Source organism: Streptomyces sp. NPDC060184 (assembly GCF_042728795.1).
GTDB lineage: Bacteria > Actinomycetota > Actinomycetes > Streptomycetales > Streptomycetaceae > Streptomyces.
Genome location: NZ_JBHWYX010000008.1, coordinates 120,224 through 140,147 on the forward strand (window position 1 = coordinate 120,224; position 19,924 = coordinate 140,147).

Sequence of the window (19,924 nt, forward strand, 5' to 3'; positions counted from 1 at the left end):
CGGCGGGGGTCCTGACCGCGGGCGCGGGCGCGGCAGGGGTTGCGCGCACGGAGTCGGAGACCGCCTCGGCCCCGGGTGCGACGGCGGTCTCCGGCGCGGGCTCGGCGGTCCGCTCGGCGTGAGGTCCTGCCGTCGCCACGGCGTCCCCTTCCGCCGTCGCCTCCTCGTCCTCCTCCTCGTAAAGCGCGGTGAGGTCGAAAAGGTCCTCCTCCCCCGTCGCCCTGCGGGGCGCGCCCAGCAGCCGGCTCACGACCCGGACCAAGGTGTCGCCGCCCAGCACCCGGTCCACGAAGGCCGACTCCGGCAGCCGTCGCAGCACCTCGGGCGCGTCGTCGCCCGCCAGTCGCGTCAGTTCGTCCTCCGTGACGCGGACGGCGATGTGCGGCTCGTCGGTCAGCACCGAGTCGACCGACTCCGTGTCGGACGCCTCCGACGCGGAATCCTCGGACCCGGATTCCTCCGATCCGGAATGCTCGGACCCGGAATCCTCCGACCCGTACGCGGCTTCGTCCGAACGGATCGAGAGGCCGGCGGCGACGGCTTCCCGTACGACCGGCACCTCCCCCGCGACCGGCTCCTCCACGACCGCCGGGGACGCGGCCCGCGCGGGCGCGCTGACGGTCCGGTACGTGGGGACGGCCACGGCGAGGGTGCCCTCGGAGACGAGCGGGCGCGGCGCCGGGCCGTGGCTCCAGTGCAGGTCGAGCCGCAACCTCACCGGGATCTCGAAGAGTTGCAGCCCGTCGCCGGCCGCGGTGGACAGGTACTTCTCCTGGCCGACCAGCGACGTGGTGGCGGTGGCCGTGGCGGTCGAGCCGCTGGCGGTGTATTCCGGCCGCACTCCCTGCAACGGCAACTGTCCGTGGAACTCCAGAGGGTTGCTCACCTCCCCCATGCCGGTCAGGGACCAGCCCATCGGAGTGACCTTGCGCCCTTCCTGGCCGGGGCGGTTGTAGCCGGACCAGTTGTTGGTCTGCAGACCGGGCAGCGACCGGGTGGCGGCGACCGGCGCGTCGTCGGTCCGTTCGGCGGTGAGCCGCACCTGGACCCGCTGCACGTCCCCGGTGCCGGGAACTTCCAGCCAGATCGTGTGGCCGCTCTCGACCAGCTCGTCGGCGGCGCCCCGCAGGGTCTGGGCCGAGCGGGCGTGGTCCAGGGCGCGGGCGTTGGCCAGCCACCGGGCGCGGGTGGCCGCGCCGGTCCACCGGCCGCTCGTGCCGGAGGGCAGGAAGCCGTGTTCGCGCAGCCATCGCGCGGCCATGTCGTACAGGGGCTCGGCGCCGTCCACGCGGAGGGTCGTGGTCGAGATCCCGAGGGAACGCAGCCGGACCATCTCGGGCGGCAGCATGCGCGGTTCGGGCTCCACCACGCCCTCCAGCACGGCCCGGGACGGCACGCGGAACACCACCGGGTAGGCCGTGCGGCCCTCACCGTCGGCGTCCGCGTGCAGGGGGCTCGTCGCGGCCGGCAGGGCGACACCGCCCTTGGGCAGGACCAGCTGCATCTCGAAGGTGACCCGGCCCTCGACCTGGAACATCGGGCCGCCCGACTGGAGGGTCAGCGATCTGGTGAGGTCGCCGCCGGAGCCCAGGACGTACGACACCTGCTGGCGGGCACCCGCGTTCACCATCAGGGCGCCGCCGATGGGGGCGGTCACCGCGTCGCTCCGCGGGGCGGAGAGGCCGACCGTGAGGCGGAGGTCCGCGCCCACGGCGTTGGTGACGGTCGACTGCCCGACGACCCGGACGGTACGCACCACCTGGTGCTGCAGGTCGGCGGCGGGTGCGGTCGGGCCCGACTGGCGGCCGTCGTCGGCGAGGGCGGCGCGCACCCGGACGAAGCCCAGTGCGGAGCCGTCGGCCGCCAGCAGCAAGGGTGAGGCGTGCCAGCCGTTCAGCATCCTCGGCAGGGCGTCCCGCAGGCTGCGGGAGCCGAAGAAGCGTCGCAGGTCCTCGCGGGAGGCTCCCGACATCGCGCCCAGATGGTCCGCGAACGCCTGCTCCGCGGCGTGCTGGACGCGTTCCGGGTTCAGCACCGTCTCCACCCCGTACAGCGGCACCTCGTGCACCGCCGTCCGGAGCGGGGCGTGTTCCCGCTCGGCCGCCGCCCGCGCCGGGGCCGCTTGGCCGGTGGAGTCCGCCCCGGTGTCCGGGACCGCGCTGTCGGTCGCCCCGGGCGGGTCGGTGCGGGTGAGGTGCTCGGGGAACCAGACGGCCATCCGTTCCCCGGCCGGGCCCTCCTGATCCGTGGTCCAGTCCGCCGGAGCCGCGCCGTCGTCCACCCTCAGCTGCCACCGCATGCGGTACGCGTACGGGACAGCCCCGCCCGAGACGGTGACCAACGACAGGGCCTGCGCGGCACTGACGACGCTCACCTGGGTCGACAACTGGTTGTGTACGAGGCTCACTTGGGGCTGAATCACGATCTGGCTCAGCACGCCCGTCGAGGGCTGCCAGACATGGCTGCCCGCGAACTGGAACGTGCGCAGGTCCGCCGTGCCGGCGGTGTTCCCCGTGTCCGAGTACCCGGCGCCCCAGCGCTGGACCCGGTTCGGCACCCCTTCGGCCAGCCCGTCGAGCAGTTCGGGTGCCGGCCTGGGGTCGCCGAGGCGCAGCCGTACCCGGACGGTCCGTACGGTCCCCCGGTGGCGCAGGTGCAGAACCAGTCCGCTCTCACCGCGCACCTCGGACCACTCGTTGACGAGGTAGGAGGGGGTCAGCCGGACGCGGATCTGGTCGCGCAGGCCGGCGTCCTCCCCGAGGCTCCCCTCCAGCTGCCTGCTCAGCCGGTCCCGCAGCCAGTCGACCGTGCCCTCGGGCACCCGGCCTAGGCTCACCGTGCCCTGCGCGCCGTCGAACTCCGCACCGTACGCCCGCACCGAGTCGCTGACCGGGGCGGGAGCGTCCACCGCGTCACCGGCCGCCCCGGTCGCGGGTGCAGCGACGTCCGTCACCCGAGCCGTGGCCGCTTCGACCGTGTCCGGGACGGGGGGCGCCGGCACGGGGGGCGCCGACGCGAGCGTCTCCGGCGCGGGGGCGGTCTCGGGCTCGGGCTCGGGCTCGGGCTCGGCCTCAGTCTGCGGCTCGGCCTCAGTCAGCGGCGCGGCTTCGGTCTCCGGCGGGGGCTCGGGGGCGGTCTGCTCCCCGTCCTCGGCCCTGCGCACCACCGGGACCCATGGGGCGTCCTGCACCGCGTCGGGGCCCTGTTCCCGGCCGGCGAGGACGCGGTCCAGGCTCGCCATGAGCCGGCCGGACCGTTGCGGACGCGGCTCCAGAACGCGCTGCTCCAGCTCCTCCGCCTCCAGGTCCGTCACGGGACGGATGGCGGGGACGACTTGACCACTCGGCCCGGCCTGACCGCTCGGCCCTGCCTGACCGCTCGGCCCGTCCAGACCGCTCGGTCCGACCTGACCGCTCGGTCCGGCCTGGGGTCCCAGGAGTTGCATCTCCGTGTCGGCCGGTCTGCTCTGCTGGGCCCCGGCTCCGGGCAGGGCGCCACGCGTCCGTGGCCCGCCCAGCTCCAGGGCCCGGGCCCTGGCGGCTTCGGCGCCCCGGGTGTGCAGGACTTCGGCGACGTCGACGAGGTGCTGGTGGTGGGCCCGGCGCGCGCGTTCCGTCTCCGTGTCCGTGCCGATCAGCACGGGGGCGTGCAGGTGTCCGCCCGCCGTGGTGAGCAGCGCCTCCGCGGCACGGGTGGTGATGCCGAGCCGCGCCCCCAGCCCTCTCGCCCCGTCCGCCTCGAATCTCCCGGTGCCGCCTTGCTCCGGGAGGACTTCGTCGTCGAGGCCGATTGGCGGTTCGGGGTCCAGGCCCAGCGCGCGCAGGCGCTGCCGGGCCGCGGCCAGGGCCGTCTCGCGGGCCGGGGCCTTCTTCTCCCGCGCCTGCGGTGCGGCGGCCTGGTCGGCGAGGGCCGCGTGGTACGCCGAAAGCGCCTCCGCCAGCCGCGTCAGGTCGGGGTCGACCGCGCGCGGGTACGTCTCGGTGGCCGGCCGGGTCGCGGCGGCGGGCTCGTTCTCCCGGCCCTTGCCCTTCTCCTTCTTGCCGGTGGCCTTCGGCCGGTCGTCGCGGTTCCCGGCCGCGTGCGCCGTCGCCCGTTCCACCCGTTCCACCGAGGCGCGCAGTGCGGGCTCGTTCCGTATCGCACCGATGTCCATCGGGCCGGCCGTGTAGTGGCCGCCGTAGCCGTCCCACGTGTAGTCGTTGTTCTGCCGGGACCGGCTGATGGCGTACACCAGGGTGTCGACGTGTCCGTCCTCGGCGAGGACGTACGCGAACGAGGCGCCGCCGCTGCCGCCGTCCAGGTGGATGTGGAGGGCCTGATGGACGGCGACGGGGCGTTGCCGGTTCTGTGCCTCCCGCGGGCTCCTTCGCCCCTCGGCGACCTCGGTGAGGAGGGCCAGTTGGGCGGGGGTCAGCGTCTGCGCGCGGGCCTGCCGGGTGTGCAGGAGCCGTCCCGCGCTCTGGTCCCAGGTTTCGGGGCGGTGCGGCCGGAATGCCGCCAGCCGTTCGGCGACGCGTTCGGCCTCCCGTGCTGCCCTGGCCGCGCGGGAGGCGGCTTCCCGGTCCCAGGCACCCTGCGCCAGGTCCCGGATCCGCTGGTGGAAGTCTCCCTCCACCACCGCGCCCAGCCGGTCCAGCCAGGCGGAGAAGTCGGTGTCGAAGGCGGTCAGCGCGGCTTCGCCGGAGGCGAGGTAGGGGGCGAAGACGTGGTCCTGCCAGTCGGCGGGGTTCAGCGTCAGGTCTTCCAGGACGGCGGGAGCGCTCAGCATCAGGGGGAGCAGTTCCGGGTTGCGGCCGAGTTCGGCGGCGATGGCGGCGCCGCGGGGCGCGAGGAGCAGGCCGGCGGCTTCGGGCACCGAGGTGAGCGCCTGCGCCCATACCGACGGCTGGTCGGTCCCCGGGGCGCGCACGGTGACGGCCGCTCTCACCGTTCCTCTGCCGTTCTTCCGGCCGCGCCGCGCCGCCGTTCCCACTCCCGGGTGCGCGGTCTCCTGGGGCCGTGCCGCGGCGGTGTCGGCGGCGGGGGCGGCGGCCCGGGGCAGCGCGGCGAGCAGGCGCTGCCCGGTCGGGTCCTCGGAGAGCCGGTCGAACTCCGCTCCGTCGCGTGCCAGTCGGCGCAGTTCTCCGCCGGTTCCCTGCGACTGGAGCGCGCGGTCGCGCAGGGCCGCGGCGGTGAAGAACCGGTCGGCGAACCGCGGGGTGTCGTCCAGGAAGCGGGTGAGTTCGGTGTCGGTGAGCAGCCGCCGCAGTTCCTGGGGGGCGGTGCCGGCCAGCGCGGAGGGGTGCTCGGCGAACCGGCGGAGCAGCGTCTCGCGGGGGGCGAGCCGGCGCACCAGGCGCGGGGCGAGGGCGTCGGCGAGCGGCCGGGACGCACGGGCCGCGCGCCACAACGGGCTTTCCTCCGCGGCGTGTTCCACCAGGCCGTGGCCGCGCAGCAGGGCGCCGGCGAGCCAGGGGGCGTCCCGCAGGTCGTGCCCGATCCTCGGGTCGGCGGCCATCGCGTCGGTCAGGCCGCGCACGGCACCGAGCGCGGTGACCAGGGCGTGCCCGAGGCCGCCCTCGGCGACCGCCAGAGTGTGCGCCAATTCAGGTTGAGTGCGCAGTAGTTCATGGAGGGAGTCGCGCTGCGGGCCGCGCTCCAGCAGGCGTGCCAGTTCCGGGTCGGCGGCGAGCGCGTCCACGACGGCGGGGGCCTGCAGCGCCGTCTCCAGCAGTGCGGCGGAGGCGAGAACCCGCCCGGTGTGGTCCGGGTGGCGCTGGAGCGCGCGCAGGAGCTCGTCGTCCGACAGGAAGCGCCGGAAGTGCGCCGCGCCGCTGAACGCCTCGGGGTGGGCGGCGACGGCCCCGCTGACGGCAGGGAAACGGCGCAGTACCTGTGCGTACGCCGGTGTCGCCGCGATGGACCGGGCCGCCGGGAGGCCGCTCAGCACGGCCCGTACGACCGCGGTGTCCTCGTCCCTGCCCGTGTGGAAGGCGGCCAGCTCGGCGGCGAGGGAAGGGGTCGACAGCAGCAGTTCGGCGACGCGGCCGTCGTCGGCGAGGACCCGCGCCACGTCGTTCCGCTCCTCCATCAGCCGTCTGAGGTGGGGGTCGCTGGTCGCGATGGCGTGTTCGCGCGGGCGCTGGAGCATGAAGCGGACCAGGTCGGGTACAGAGACGAGTCGCCGGACGAGGTCCGGATCACCGGCGAGCCGGCTGACGGTGCCGCGCAGCAGCGTGTACGCGTAGAGGGAGTCGTTCGTCCGCAGCGCAGCCGTCAGCGACGGGTTGTCGCGGAGGAGGACGAGGACCGAGGCGTTGGGGTCGTGGAGGGTCGCGAGGAGTCTGGGCCGCGCCACCAGCATCTCGGCCAGCTCCGGGTCCTGGAAGAGCATGGCTCCGGCGGCGCGGCTGGCGCGGGCGGCGGCGAGCAGCGTCCCGTTGCCGCGGACGAGGTCGTCGACGGCCAGGAGAGCGGCCGGCCGCTCCTCGCTGCCGGATCCCTCGGTGATGCGCCGGAGTTCCGCACGGGCCGCTTCCGGTGCCAGGTGCCACAGCCCGGCCCAGTGCGCGTCGTCGGCGTGCAGGCGGACGCCCTCGGGCGACAGCACGGCGTCGCCGCCGTGTGCCGTGACGAGGTTCGCCAGGGCGGTCGTCCACGCCTTCGTCTTCTTCTTGCTCTTCTTGGCGTTCTCCGCCCTGCGGGCCTCCATGACGGCCGCGACCCCGGTCCGGAAGGCCTCGGTGTCGAGCGCGTCGACGAGTGCGGGGCGTGCGACGGCCTCGCGGAAGACCTCGGGCGCCGAGGCCAGCAGGCTCAGCAGGCCGCTGTCGCCGTCGAGTCCGCGCAGCAGTCCGGGCGAGTGGAAGAGCGCACGCCAATGAGCGGCGGGAAGCTGGAAGTTGGGCCGGGACGCCAGCTCGGTCAGGACCCGCGGACGGGCGTGCAGGCCCGCCACCGCCTCGGTGTCGACGGCGTCCAGCACCCGCCGGTCGTACCGGGCGAGGCGGAGCAGCGCGTCGCTGCGGAACAGTACGTCGAGCAGCCGCTGCCGGTCCTCGACGTACAGCAGGTCGGGGAAGCCTTCGAGCCCGTAGTGGGTGAAGATCCGCTCGTCGGTGGGCCCCAGCTCCCCGTACGCGCGCAGGTTGCCGAAGTGGGGTGAGCCCGGGGACCGGTGGTCGAGGAGCAGGCTCATGGCGGGGTTGGCCCAGGCCATCCGTCCCACGAGCGGGTCGGCCCCGGCGGCGTCGGTGAACGCGATCCGCGGGTCGCCGGGACCGGCCTCCAGCAGGCTCGGGGAGTGGCCGAGCCAGAACCGCAGGACCGGGTGGCGCAGGGCGGCCCTGAGGACGTACGGGGCGAGCAGCGGCGAGTTCTCCCGCACGAGGGGGCGCAGGGTTTCGGCGTCGGGCCCCAGCAGGCGGCGGTACTCGTGGGGGTCGGCCAGCAGGTCCGGGTGGAGCAGCAGCGTCCGCCGGAGGTCGGCGTCGGCCCGCAGCTCCAGGGCGAGGAGGGGTTCCACCGTCAGGGCGGCGTCCAGGGCGGGCAGCGCGGCCCGGAGGTCCGCCAGCGAGACCGTGTCCCCGGTCGACGTCCTCGGAATCCGGGTGGTGGGGCCGCCCCGCTCGGTCGACGTCATGGGTGCCGCCTGCCGCACCGCGTCCAGCAGGGCGTGTGCGGGTACGGCGTCGAAATGGGCGGGGTCGCGGGAGAGGAGGCCGGCGACAGCGGGGTTGTCCACCGCGGCGGTCACCAGGCGTGGGTCGGCGCCGAGACGGTCGGCGAAGTCCGGCGCGTCGGAGAGCACGTCGATCAGCCGCGCGTCGCGTCCCAGCACGTCCAGCAGACCGTGGTCGCGGGTCACGGCCGCCAGCAGGTCCGGTGCCCGTAGCAGGAGGTCCGTCTGGTCGGCGTGGGTCTGCAGACGGGCGCGCAGTTCCCGGTCGGCGTACAGGGCGGCGACGTCGATCTCCGCGTCGGCCTCCACCCGGGCGAAGAGGGCGGAGGTCAGCGTCTCCTCGCGGGCGAAGGACCGTGCGCTCTCGGCCGTGCCGGCCAGTACCGCGGCGGCCAGATCGGGGAGGAGGGCCACGAGGTCGGCGACGGTCTCGGAGGACGAGACGGCGAGGATGTGGGAGGTCCGGCCGTTGAGGACGGTCGCCACTTCGACGGCGTCGAGCAGGTGCGCCGCGTCGGGAGACCTGTTCTCGATCGCCTCGACCAACTCGCGCTTGCCGTCCGCCGAAGGAGCCAGCTTCGCGTCCAGATGGCTCGGGCCGAGCGCGTACGCGGCGAGGGTCATGGAGTCCAGCGCGCCCAGTCTCCGCAGCAGCTCACCGGAGCCGGACAGCACGTCCAGGTGCTGGGGACGCGCCTGGAGGATCGTTCCGAGCTCCGGGCGGCGGACGATCGCCTTCACCACGTGCAGGTGGGCCGGGTGCATGAGCGCGTCGACGAGCTCCATGTGCCCGGGGGCCACCCAGGTCGCGTCGGCGGCGGCCATCCGCGCGAGGTCCGCGGCCGGCCAGTCCTCGTGCCAGGTGCGGGCGGCGGACCTGTTCAGGAAGGCGGCCAGGGCGTCGGCCGGAACCGCGGACCGCTCCCCGCCCCGGGAGGCGGCCCGGACCGCTTCCCGGGCCGCGTCGCCCAGGAGCTGGACGTCGGGGGCCGGCCGGGCTGCGGAGTCCGGAGCCCCGTGCGGAGCGCCTGCCCGCAGCGCCGGCTGCTCGGAGCGGATGCCGGGCGTCGCCGCGGCGAGCTCGTCCGCCAGGTCCTCGGCGTCCTTCTCCACCAGGGCCCTGGTCCAGGGCGGACCGTCGGACCGGCCCAGCACCTCCATGATCCGGAACCCGGCGTGCCGCTGGGCCTCCCGCAGCGCGGCCGTCTCCGCTTCCGTACCGATCAGCACGGCCGGCCGGAGCAGGACCATGGCGTGCGTCCACCGGCTCTTCAGGGTCTCCAAGCCGGACGCGGCCCGCAGACGGTCCACCAGGTCCCCGCCCACGCCCTGCGCGAACGCGGACCCAGGTGCGACGTCCCCGTCCATCTCCGGACCGAGGTGTGCGCCCTCGCCGCTCCGGCCGGCGCCGGACGTCGAGGGGCCCGCTTCCCGCGAGGTGTCGGGAACAGGTCCCGGGGCGGAGGTCCTGGCGGCCCTGCGGGACCGTCCGCTACGGGAGGCGGACCGCTCCGTGCGCGCGAGCCGGTGCTCCCACTGGAGCCGCTCCAGCTGCTCCTCGTCCAGCCGGACGCGGTAGGTGCGGTGCAGCCAGTCGGCGACGGTCCCGAAGGTCACGTCCTTCCCGGCGCCCCGCAGATGCTGGAAGAGCCCTTCTCGCTGGGTCGGCGTCGGATACGTGCGCCAGGCAGGGCGTGCGAAGGGCTGCGGGCGCGCCGGAGACCGCCACGACCGTGCCCGCCACGGCTGGATCGCCTCCGCGTCGGGAGGTTCGAACGCGTCCACGTCGATCGGCGCCCTCGGCCCGCCGGGCGTCAGCCGTGCGGGCTCCGGGGCCGGGGTCGGCTCGGGGCTCGGGCCGAACAGGTCCTCCATCGGTGCCGGAGGCGGCGTCGCGGGCCGGGCGGGGTCCACGCTCGGCCCGCCGGGCGCCGAAACGCCGACGACGGGCTCCTCGGCCGTGTGCGGGGGCCGTCCCGCGAAGAACGCTTCCGCCCACGCCTCGCCCAGTGCTTCGCGGATCCGGGGCTCGTCCCTCAGCACCAGCAGGTGCCGAAGCGTCTCCCGCCAGTGCACCAGGTCGACCGTGGCCTGCAGGCCGGGCACCCGCACGGCACGGATCTCCTCGTCCGGCGGCGCCGCGGTCAGTGTCCGGCCGTCGAGGTGGGCCCGCACGGCGTCGAGCATGGCGTCGGTCGACCACCGCATGCCGACCGATTCCCACCAGTCCACACGGGCTTGGGAGAGTCTGGCCAACGCGTCCTTCCGACGCAGTGTCTCGCGGAGGTACCTGCCCAGCCTCACCGTCTTCCCGCGGAACACCGTGCGGTGGCCGCCGCCCACCTCCAGATGGCCCCTCGCCCGGAAGTGTTCCCACGCCGCGACCGTCATGGGTGCCGACAGCCCGACGACACCGCGGCGCACCGGAGGCTCGGGCCAGGAGCCGACGTACTCCCGGTGCAGTCGCTCCACCTCGGCCACGTCGATCGGCACGCGCGCGGAACGGGAGGCCCAGTCGGCGACCGAGCCGAACGTCAGGATCTCGTCGAGAACCCGCTCGCGCGTGTTCAGCAACGTGAAGAGGTGGGCCTGCTGCGCCTCCGTCAGCCGTGCTCCCGGGTGCGATTCCCCGGCCTGCCGGGCGGTGGGCTCGGTCCGCCACGGCCTCGCGCGCCACACCCGCTGCTCCCAGGTGTCGCCGGGCGGGTCGGGCACGGCCGCCCCGGGCTGCGGCCCAGGATCGGCCTGCGGCTGCGGCTGTTCGGCGGGCCGCGCGCGATGCGACCAGTCGTCCCGGGGGTCCTCGGACCGCATGCCGGGCGTCTGTGCCGCGAGCGTGTCCGCCAGCGTCAGGGCGTCTCCCCGCGGATCGTCCGTGGTGCCGCCGAGCACCTCCACGATCCGGCCCAACGCCCGCATCTGCGCCTGCCGCAGGGCGAACGCCTCCGCCTCCGGGCCGAGCTCCACCGCCGGGCGGAGCACGTCCGTGGCCTGCTCCCACAGGTCCGGGAAGAGCGGACCGAACCTCGACCGGAGACGGCGCTGCATGTCCCCCGTCGACTCCTGGGCCAAAGCCTGCTGGACCGCCGTCGTATCCGCCAGGAGGCCCAGGTCCGGCAGCGGGCCGAGGCCCAGCATGAGGTCCAGCTGCGGCTGGAAGTCCGGATCCGGCGCGAACTGCGGATCGGAGAGAAAGTCCAGGTCGGCGAGGAAGCTCAGGTCGACCGGACCAGGATCGGCGTACCCGGTCGGCAGGCCACCGGACGCGTCGAGTCCGTCCACCGGCCAGGCACCGACACCGTCGAAAGCCACGCCGGTCCCCTCGGGCGGGAACCACAGCGGGTCGGGCAGACCCAGACCCAGGAGTACGTCGCCCGGGAACAGGTCCAGCGGATACGCCCCCACCTCGTCCGTCGCCGGATCCGAACGGCCCGCAAACGCCTCCTCCGTCGCCGGGTCCGGACGGCCCGGAAGCACCTGGTCCGTCGCCGGATCCGGCCAGTACGGGTACGGGTCGTCCAGGGCCGTGTCCAGCCCCCCGGGCCCCAACGGGACCCGGCCCGCGCCGCTCCCCCCGGCGCGGGGTCCCGCTCCACCCCTGACCCCGGACCGCGGGGAGCCGATCCCCGGCGTCCGCTCCACCAGCACCCGGGCCAGTTCGCGCGCCCCCCGCTCGTCCCCCTCCCGGCCGAGGTGGTCCATCACACGGAACAGCGCCTGGTGCTGCGCTTCGCGGAGGGCGGCCGTCTCCGGGTCGCGGCCGATGAGCAGTCCGGGATCGAGCAGCCCGGTCGCGCGGTGCCAGAGCTCCCGGAAGACGGGCTCCTCGTAGGTCCGGCGGAGCCCGGCCTCCCACTCGTCCGCCGTCCGCACGGCTCCGCGGCTTCCCTCCGGGTCCAGGGCGTCCAGGCGGGCGTCGGCCAGGCCGGTGGTGAAGGGGTCGGAGTGGGCGGCATCGTGGTCGGCCCAGGCGGAGGGGAGCTTCTGCGGCGCCCACAGCGTCTCGTAGGCGTCGAGGAAGTCGCGGCGGAAGTCGCCGCCGAGAGCGGTGAACCGGTCGTCCGTGATCTCGTGGTCGCCCCGCAGCGCCTCGAAGGAGCGGGCGGCCCCGCGCAGCGCGGTGCCGACGGTGGACTCGAAGGCGACGTGCGCGGGGAGTGCCTGGGCCTCCGCGGCCAGGACGGCGTCCCACCTGCGCCCGAGGGCGTCTTCGTCGTCGAGGACGAAGGTGTGGCGGGGGTGGAGGACGTCGAACGCCGACCGCAGGCGCTCCTCCAGGCCGGTACGGAGGCGAGCGGTGTCGGCTTCGCCGAGGGGCCGGTCGCCGTGGGACTCAGGCCACCGGGGAAGGTGCGCGGCCAGGAGTCCGTCGGCGATCGCACCGATCCGGTCGCGGGCGTGCCGCACGGTCAGCCAGGTGTGCAGCCGCTCGGGGGCCGTCAGTTGCCGGTACGCCTCCTGCCAGCGGTCCGCCCGCTCCCGCGGACCGAGCCCCTCCGTCCGGGCCAGTGCCTGATCGAGTCGCTGGTTGACGACGACGGCCATCGTCACGCCCAGTTCGGTGGCGAGCTCCTGGTCGGGTGCGCCGAAGTCCACCGGGAAGCGGCCGAGGAACGCCGCGTCCGTACGGGGACCGGCTTCCGCCCAGGAGGCCACGGCTTCCCGCGCGTCCTGCCGGACGCGCACGATCTGGTGTTCCCGGACCGCCTGCTCGGCCAGCCGCAGCGGCAGACCGCGCAGCACCGCGTCCAGCCTGGTCCGCCTGTCGATCGACGCGGCCAGGTCGTTGGTGTCCGCGCCGGACCGTTCGAACCGGTCGAAGACGTCGTTCAGCGCGCTCCGGGCGTCGCGGAGCACCCGGGCCCGCCCCGGTTCGGAGACGGGGGTGCCCTCGGCCGCGAACGCGGACAGCAACTGCTCGTGGGCGGCGACCGGGGCGTCCTCGGTCGCGGTCAGGGCCGTGGCGCGTCCGGCACCCCGGTGGCCGGGGAACGAGGCGACCGCCGCCTCGAAGGCGGGGTCGAGCAGGAGGAGGTGGAGCCGCCGGTCGAACTCGTTGGGCAGCGGCGCGATCATGTCGCGCAGGTCGCGAACCGCCTGCCGCACCGTCTGGTCGAGGGCGCGTTCCGGGTCGATGCCCGTGAAGGAACGGTCCACCAGCCGGCCCACCCGGTCGTGGAATTCGGCGGCGAGCCGGTCGTGGACCGCTCCGGCCGTCTCCGGGTCCGGCTCGAAGGACGTCCCGGACCCGTCCGTCAGCCCGCGCGCGGAGGCGTCGAACGTCTCCTGCCACCAGGTGCGGAACGTGCGCTCGAACGCGGCCTGCGCGTGGTCGAGTCCCCGCTGCCGGACCGCCGCCACGGTGAAGGCGTCCTGGACCGTCCGGACGGCCGCCGCGGTGTCGGAGGCGACGGCGGAGAGCCGGGTGCGCTCCGTGCGGACCTGCTCGCGGACGGCGGTCAGCTCTTCCCCGGTCAGCACGGAGGTCTTGTCCCGCGCCCACCCGCGGAACGCCTCGTCGAAGGTGGCGGCGTCGACGGGGTCTTTGGCAGGCGTGCCGGGGACGCCCTCCCCCTGCTCTCCGGCATCGGCATCGGCATCGGCTCTGTCCACGCCTTCGGCCGTGTCCGACCGTGCCAGCAGCTCGGCGTACCGCTGGTGCAGGGTCCGCTGGGCGTCCTGCCAGGCAGGGGTCCGCCAGTCGTCGGCGTCGGCGTACGCCGGGGGTGCGACGAGCCCGGCCGTCGAGGCGGCGGCCCGAGCGGCTTCGACGGTACGGACGTGCTCCTCGCGCAGGCTCTCGACCTGGGTCCGGGCCCACCGGACGGTCTCCGCGTTCTCCATCCGTACGGTGCCCCGGGGTTCGTCCGCGAACAGCGCGACACGGTCGAGTTCGGCGCGGTGCCGGGCCTCAGCCACCTGCCACAGTGCCTGGACCTGCGCGTCGTACCTCGCCACCGCGGCTTCGCGCGCCTCGGGACCGTACCGGCCGAGCCGTTCGACCACCGGTGCGTGGAGGGCCAGGCGCTGCTGTTCGTACCAGCCGCGCACCGCCTCTCCCCAGGCGCGGTCGGCACGGAACCGGTCGGCGTGTTCGGAGAACCGGCGCGTCCGCTCCACGGCCTCCGGTGCCAGTCGGCGCTGGTGCGCCGCGGCCCGGCGGACGTTCTCGTCCAGTCGCCGCAGCCGCTCCTGGCGCTCCTCGGCGTCCTCGGCGGCCTGCGCCAGGGCCCGTTCGGCGGCGTACTCCTGACGCAGGACGTCGAGCTGCCGCTCGTACCAGTTGCGCTCGGCGAGCGTGCCCAGTCGTTGCTGGTACGCGAATCCGCCGTGCGGGCTCCGGCCGGTCCGGTCGTGGAGCGCGCGGTCGAAGGCGGCGTGCGCCTCGCGGTCCGCCGTCCAGGCCGCGTGGGCGTCGGCGTACCGCTGCCGGAACTCCCGCACCGTCTCCGTACGGAGCGCCCGCGCCCCGGTCGTCGCCCCGTCGGCCACCAGGTCCTGGAACCGGGCCGCCAGGCCGGCCGCGGGCGCCGAGGTGAGGAAGCCGTCGGCGCTCGCGAGAGCGGCGGGCACCACGGTGGCGACCTCGCGGTGGAAGACCTCGCGGGCCGCCTCCCGTGCGGTGACGGCCTCCCGGGCAGACACGAGCCCGGCGTCCAGCTCCCGGAGCGCGTCGACGCGGGCGGGTGTCAGCTCGGCCGGTGCCGCAGTGGCACGGTCCTGCCCCCAGGCGTCGGCGAACCTCTCCCGCACGTCCGCGACCCGCTCCACCGCCTCGGAGCCGGCCAGCTCACGGAAGGCGGAGAACCGTTCGCCGAAAACGGTGTAGGCGTGGTCCCTGCTCCCGACGGCGGCCCGCAGGTCCTCCGGTGCCCGCTCCGGGCGGGCCGCCAACGCCTGGGCCTGGAGCTGCGCGGCACCGTCCGAGCCCCGGTCCGAGGGGCCCAGGAGGCCACCGGGGCGGGTGTCCTCCCGATAGGGGGCGCGGTCGATCTCCCACCGCGCCAGGTCCAGGACCCGGGCCGGGTCGCTCTCCCAGGCCCGGTACGCGCCGTCCTCCTTCCGGGCCGCGTCGGCGAGGTCGTTCCACGCCTGCCGCGTCCTGTCGATCAGCCGGGTGCGGGCTCCGGGCAGATCCTCCCGGGGGACGGAGCGCGGGAGGTCGGCCCACTCCCGGGCGAAGCCCGACCCGAGTGCCGCCACGTCCTGTTCGTACTCCGCGCGCACGCGCGCCGTGCGGATCTCGCCGGGGGCCGCCCCGGCGTCCCTCACGAAGTCGCGCAGCGAAACGTCCCTGCTGAGCAGGGAGTCGAAGTTGGCGGCCATCTGCTGCCGCCGCTCCCTGCCCTCCCGCTCGGCTCGTTCGCGCTCGACGGCTGCCGCCGCCTCCCCGCGCCGCCGGTCCGCCTGCTCGATCTCCTCGCGCAGGGCGTCCCACTCGGAGCGGACCGTGCTGCCGAAGGTGTCGCCGTCCTCCCGCTCGCGCGCCAGCCAGCCGTCCATGTCACGCGCGTCGGGGCCGTAGACGTCGTGGTAGCGGCGCACCCAGTCCCCGCGGAACCCTTCGCCCAGCCGGTCCCGGGTGGCCTCCTCGACGTCGTACCGGTACTCGGCGCGTTCGGTCAGCTCACCGCGCCGGGTGGTCAGCCGGGCGAACTGCTCGCCGCCCTCGGTCAACGCCCTTTCCAGTCCGTACTCCAGCCGCAGCCGGTGCGGCATCGACCGTTCCAGCGACGGCAGATACCGGTGGAAGAAGGCGGCCTCCCCGGCCGCCACCCGCTTCGGCTTCCAGGTGCCGTTCCCGGCCCGGCCCGCCAGCTCGCCGAAGTCCCGGGTGACGTCCTGCCGCAGCTGCTCGCGGGCGCGCTCGGCATGCACCCCGTCGGCGCCCAGCCGGTCGAAACGCACCTCCGCCCCCTGCAGGGCTCGCTCCAGGGCGACTTGGTACTCGAAGCGCGTCGGCAGTTCGTCGAGGAGCCGGGCGTGGGCCCGCCGCATCCGGAAGGCGTACGACTTCCAGTCCTCGGGGGTCAGGTCCCGTCGCTCCCGACCGGCCAGGAACTCCTCGCCCCGGGCGGTCAGTTCCGCGCCGTGGGCGGCGGCCACCGCGGCGGTGTCCACCGTCTCGGCCTCGATCCGCTCCCGGCCGGTGGACCGCATCCACCTGGCGTGAGCGGCCTCGACCCGCCTGTCGGCCTGGGCGCGCCGGGCTTCCTCGGCCGCCGTGGCCCGCAGCCGCGCCTCCCAGCGGGCGGCCAGATCGTCCATCCCCGGCGCCAGGGCCTCGCGCCGCTCCACCCACTGCTCGAAGGGCATCCGCCGGGTGGGCGGGCCGTCGCCGCCCGGCAGCACACGGGTGACGCTCTCGAAGTCGGTACGGAAGTCCTGGCGGGCCCGGTCCGTCCACAGGCCGATCCGCTCGACCGTGGCGATCCCGTCCTCGGCGCCCCGCGTCAGACGCTCCTCCACCCGGGCCGCCCCGACGGCGCGGTCGAAGATGCGTTCGGCGGTGACCTCCAGCTCCAGACGGGCCCGCAGACCCCGCGCCAGGTCCCGTGTTTCGGCACGCAGGTCGTCGTGCAGCCGCGGCCAGTCGAGCGGTTCGGCACGGGTGCCGTCGCCTGCGGACCGCTGTTGCTCGGCGAGCCGGTTCACCTCCGCCACCACGTCGTCGGCGAACGCCTCACGGGCGCGCGCCACCGCCGACCTCGGCAGCTCCGACAGGGCCGTCAGGTACCGCGCGGCCCGGAGCCCGCCGGGGGGCGCCGACATGCCCTCGTCCCGCAGCCGCGTCTCGAACTCCTCGAACGTCTCCCGGGCGGACTCCCGCGCCAGGCGCACCGCGGACTTGATCTCGAAGTCGTCGCGCAGCCCGGCGGACAGCTCGTCGAACCGCGAGCGGAACTCCGCGAGGGAGATGTCCCCCCGCTGGTACGCCTCCGCGTCGGGTTCCCAGCGCGCGTCGAACCAGCTCTTCACCTCCTGGCGCCGCGCTTGCGCCTCCGCCCTCACGGCCGGCGGGAGTTCACGGTCGTTGCCGAGCACCAGGAAGGCGTCCCGGGTCTCGGACTGCACCACGCGGAACCGCGCGTCGGAGGGGTCGGCCAGAACGAAGGGGCCGTCCTCGGCGGCGCGTTCCACGCGGGGCGGTGCCGAGGACGTCCGAAGCGCCCGGACGTCCTCGGCCGATTCCTCGTCCGGGAGCGCCCGTTCGGGAAGGCGGTGAACGGGGTTCGGGTCGTCCAGGTACGCGGCGAACGCCTCCGCCACCCGCCGCTCCGCCATTTCCTCGACCTCGAAGCGGAAGCGGTAGCGGTCGGTCACCTCGTCCTGGGCCCGGCGCCAGGTCGCGCCGAGCAGCGGGTCGTCGTCCCGGAAGGCGTAGGACCCGCCGGTGCGGGCGGTCTCCGCCGTCCCGGGGGGAGAGGGCTCGGCCGACGCGGCGTCCTCGGGCCTGCCGCTCGGTGGGGGCGCGCCGTCGTCGGCGTCGTCGCGGGGACGTGCACTCCCGTCGGCCTCGTCGCGGGGACGTGCGTTCTCGTCGGCGTCGTCGCGGGGACGTGCACTCCCGTCGGCCTCGTCGCGGGGACGTGCGCTCTCGTCGTGGGAGGCCGGGTCGCTCGCGCTTCCGTCTTCCCCCCGCCCGGGAGGCGTGTCGTCGGAGGTACGCGGGAGCGGCGCACCGTCCGCGCCGGCTTCGGCGGTCCCGGTCCGGTGCGCCGGGGCGCCCTCCGGCGCACCCGTGGGCGGTGTCCGGCTCTCCGGTCCCCCGTCGCCGCGCGCCGTCCCGGGGGCCGGGGCGGCCGGGGTGGTGGTCCGGGGGGCCGGTGCCTCGGTACGGGGCGCGCTCGCGCGGGTGACCGTGGCGGTGGACGGACCCGGCTGGGCCGCACCCGGCTGCCTGGGCGGTGCCGTACCGGGCGCGGGCGCGGTGGCGTCCTGCCGTCCGGTGGCGGCCGGTGCGTCGGGACGCCCGAGGCCGGCCGTGTTCGTCGCCGGTCCGACCGCCGGTGGGGCGGTGTTCTCGCGCACCGCCACCACGGGGTCCGGGCCGGCGGACCGGACCGGCGCCGCGTCGGCCCCGACCCGGTGCGCGGAGGTGGTGGCCGGTGTGGAGGCCACGGTGTCGGGGCGCGCGGAGACGGTGACCGGCGCGGAGGCCACGGTGTCGGGGCGCGCGGAGACGGTGACCGGCGCGGACACGGGGGCGGGCGGCGCCGACTCGCCGCCGCGGTTCACGGTGGCCCCCGGCTCCGTGGGTCGCGCCGGGACGGTCGCGTCTCCCGGGCCCGTGGTCGAGGCGGTCGAGGCTGCTCCGGGCTCCGGGGCCCTGACCGCGGCGGCGCCTTCGTCCAGGCTTCCGGGCGCGGTGGTCCCGGTCTCCGGCCCCCTGGCCACCGCGGTCGGCCCGGCCTCGGGCCCTCGGGCCACGACGGGCCGCGCGCGGTCGGGGGTCCCCGCTGCGGCTCCGCCGTCCGTCGCGGCGGTCACGGTCTCCGGTCCGGCCGAGGCGCGGGGCGCCGCTGTGAAGCCCGGCAGTCCGTCGCCCGCCGGCCGTGTGGTCCCGGCGCCGTCGCCGGCTGCGGTCACGGCACCGGGGCGCGCCTCGGGCGTACCGGCGGGGGCGCCGTCACCGGCCCGTGTCGCGGACAAAGGTGGCGTCCCCTCGTTCTCGGCCGCCGTCGGCCCCGTTGCCGTACGTCCGTCCTCACCGGGGCCCGTACCGGAGCGCTCGTCCGGGCCCGCGACCGCACGCGTGCGCGTACTCGGAGCTGCCTCCCCCTCGGACGCTCGGGTGCCCCCGCCCGTCGTGCCGATGACGGGCGGGGGGCCGGGGTCGGCCGCACCCGCCGCCGTGCCGCTGCGAGGAGCACCGGTCGTGCCTCCGGCGGTGCCCGTGGTGCCGGGCCCGGAGGTTTCGCCGGTGGCGACCGTCAGCGGATCGACGGCCGACCCGCCCTTCGGTCCCCCGGGACCCGTGAACGTCGAGTCGTCCGGCGCTTTGACCAGGTTCGCCACGTCGGGGACGGCGGCGGCCGGGTCCTTCCCGCGGGTCCCGCCGCCCGTGCCCGGCGTCCCCAGGGCGGCGCCCGCCGCTCCGCCGAGGAACGCCAGTCCCAGGTCCATCTCCCCACCGATCGCGGCGTTCGCCGCCGCGCCGCCGACGACGCCCGCCGTGCCGCCGATCAGGGTTCTGCCGATCAGCGAGTTCGACGCGCGGGGCGCCACCACTCGGCCGAGTCCGGACAGGGCACCGAAGGCCGCGCCACCGATCGCACCGCCGACCGCCATGTCCTTGATGGCGTTCGGGTCGAGCTTCTTGCGGTGGCCCTCCAGGATCTCGATCGCCTGGAGCAGCGTCTCCAGGCCGGTCATCATCCCGGCGCCGACCGCCGTCGAGAGCAGCAGACGCCGCAGGATCGCCATGATCACCGCGCGTACGCCGGTGATCAGCGCCGGCACGGCGGCCAGGCCGAACAGCGAGTTCGCCAGGAACGCGAGCTCGACCAGCATCCACGAGAGCATCGCGATCACCAGGTTGGTGGCGTGCTCCACCTGGAGGGCGAAGTCGTCATGCATGATCTGCATGTTCTCCGCGGCCTGCGCCAACCCGGGCAGGGTGGTGTTCAACTGCCGCACGTAGTCGGTGAACGCCTCGGCGGGATCACCCGTGATGTGCCCCTGGACCTGGGCGTTGGCGGCGTTGACCTCACTCACCATGCTCTGGACCCTTCGGCCCAGATCCGCCCAGATCTCTCCCTGGCGGCGCAGCCCGGCGGGGTCCGCCTCGGGCAGTTCCGTGCCGGTGAGGTAGGCCGCCCAGCGGAGCGGCTCGGGAGCACCTGCCACTACCGGCGACCCCCGCCGTTGCCGCCCTCGTTCAGCTGGGAGTTCAGGCGCGCGGTCAGGGTGGAGGCATTCCGCTCGGCGCCGTCGAAGACGGCGACCATGGAGTTGAGCCCGTCCCCGATGGAGGTGATGAGCCTGCTCAGGGATTCCAGGCCCTCTCCGAGCTCGGCGGCCAACGGGTCGCGTTTCGCCGCGAACTGACGGCCGAACTTGTCGTTCCCCTCCGGCGCCGTCGAGTTCAGCTCACGGAGCGTGCCCTGGACGAACACCAGGAGGCGTTCGCCGAGCGGTCCCAGCAGGTCCGCGCCCTTCTGCAGCCCCTCGGTGTCGACACGGGTGACCTGCGGCATGTGCGCTCACTCCTCGGGCGGGGTCGGTACGAGCACCGCGTCCACCGGGGGCGCGATGTGGGGC

2 protein-coding genes (1 of these 2 only partly in view) are annotated in these 19,924 nt (G+C 75.4%); both read right to left on the bottom strand.

Going from position 1 to position 19,924, the window contains the following annotated elements:
* Positions 1-19,510, bottom strand: the 5' portion of a protein-coding gene (locus tag ACFWEE_RS07925) for a hypothetical protein (protein ID WP_386887386.1). Its footprint begins 14,198 nt before the window's first position; the window shows 19,510 of its 33,708 coding nt (coding positions 1-19,510); it begins with the start codon at positions 19,508-19,510; its stop codon lies beyond the left edge, outside the window.
* Positions 19,510-19,860, bottom strand: a complete 351-nt coding sequence (locus tag ACFWEE_RS07930) for a hypothetical protein (RefSeq protein ID WP_386887387.1) — start codon at positions 19,858-19,860, stop codon at positions 19,510-19,512. Before ACFWEE_RS07930 ends, ACFWEE_RS07925 begins: the two co-directional genes overlap by 1 nt.
* Positions 19,861-19,924 lie beyond the last annotated feature (64 nt).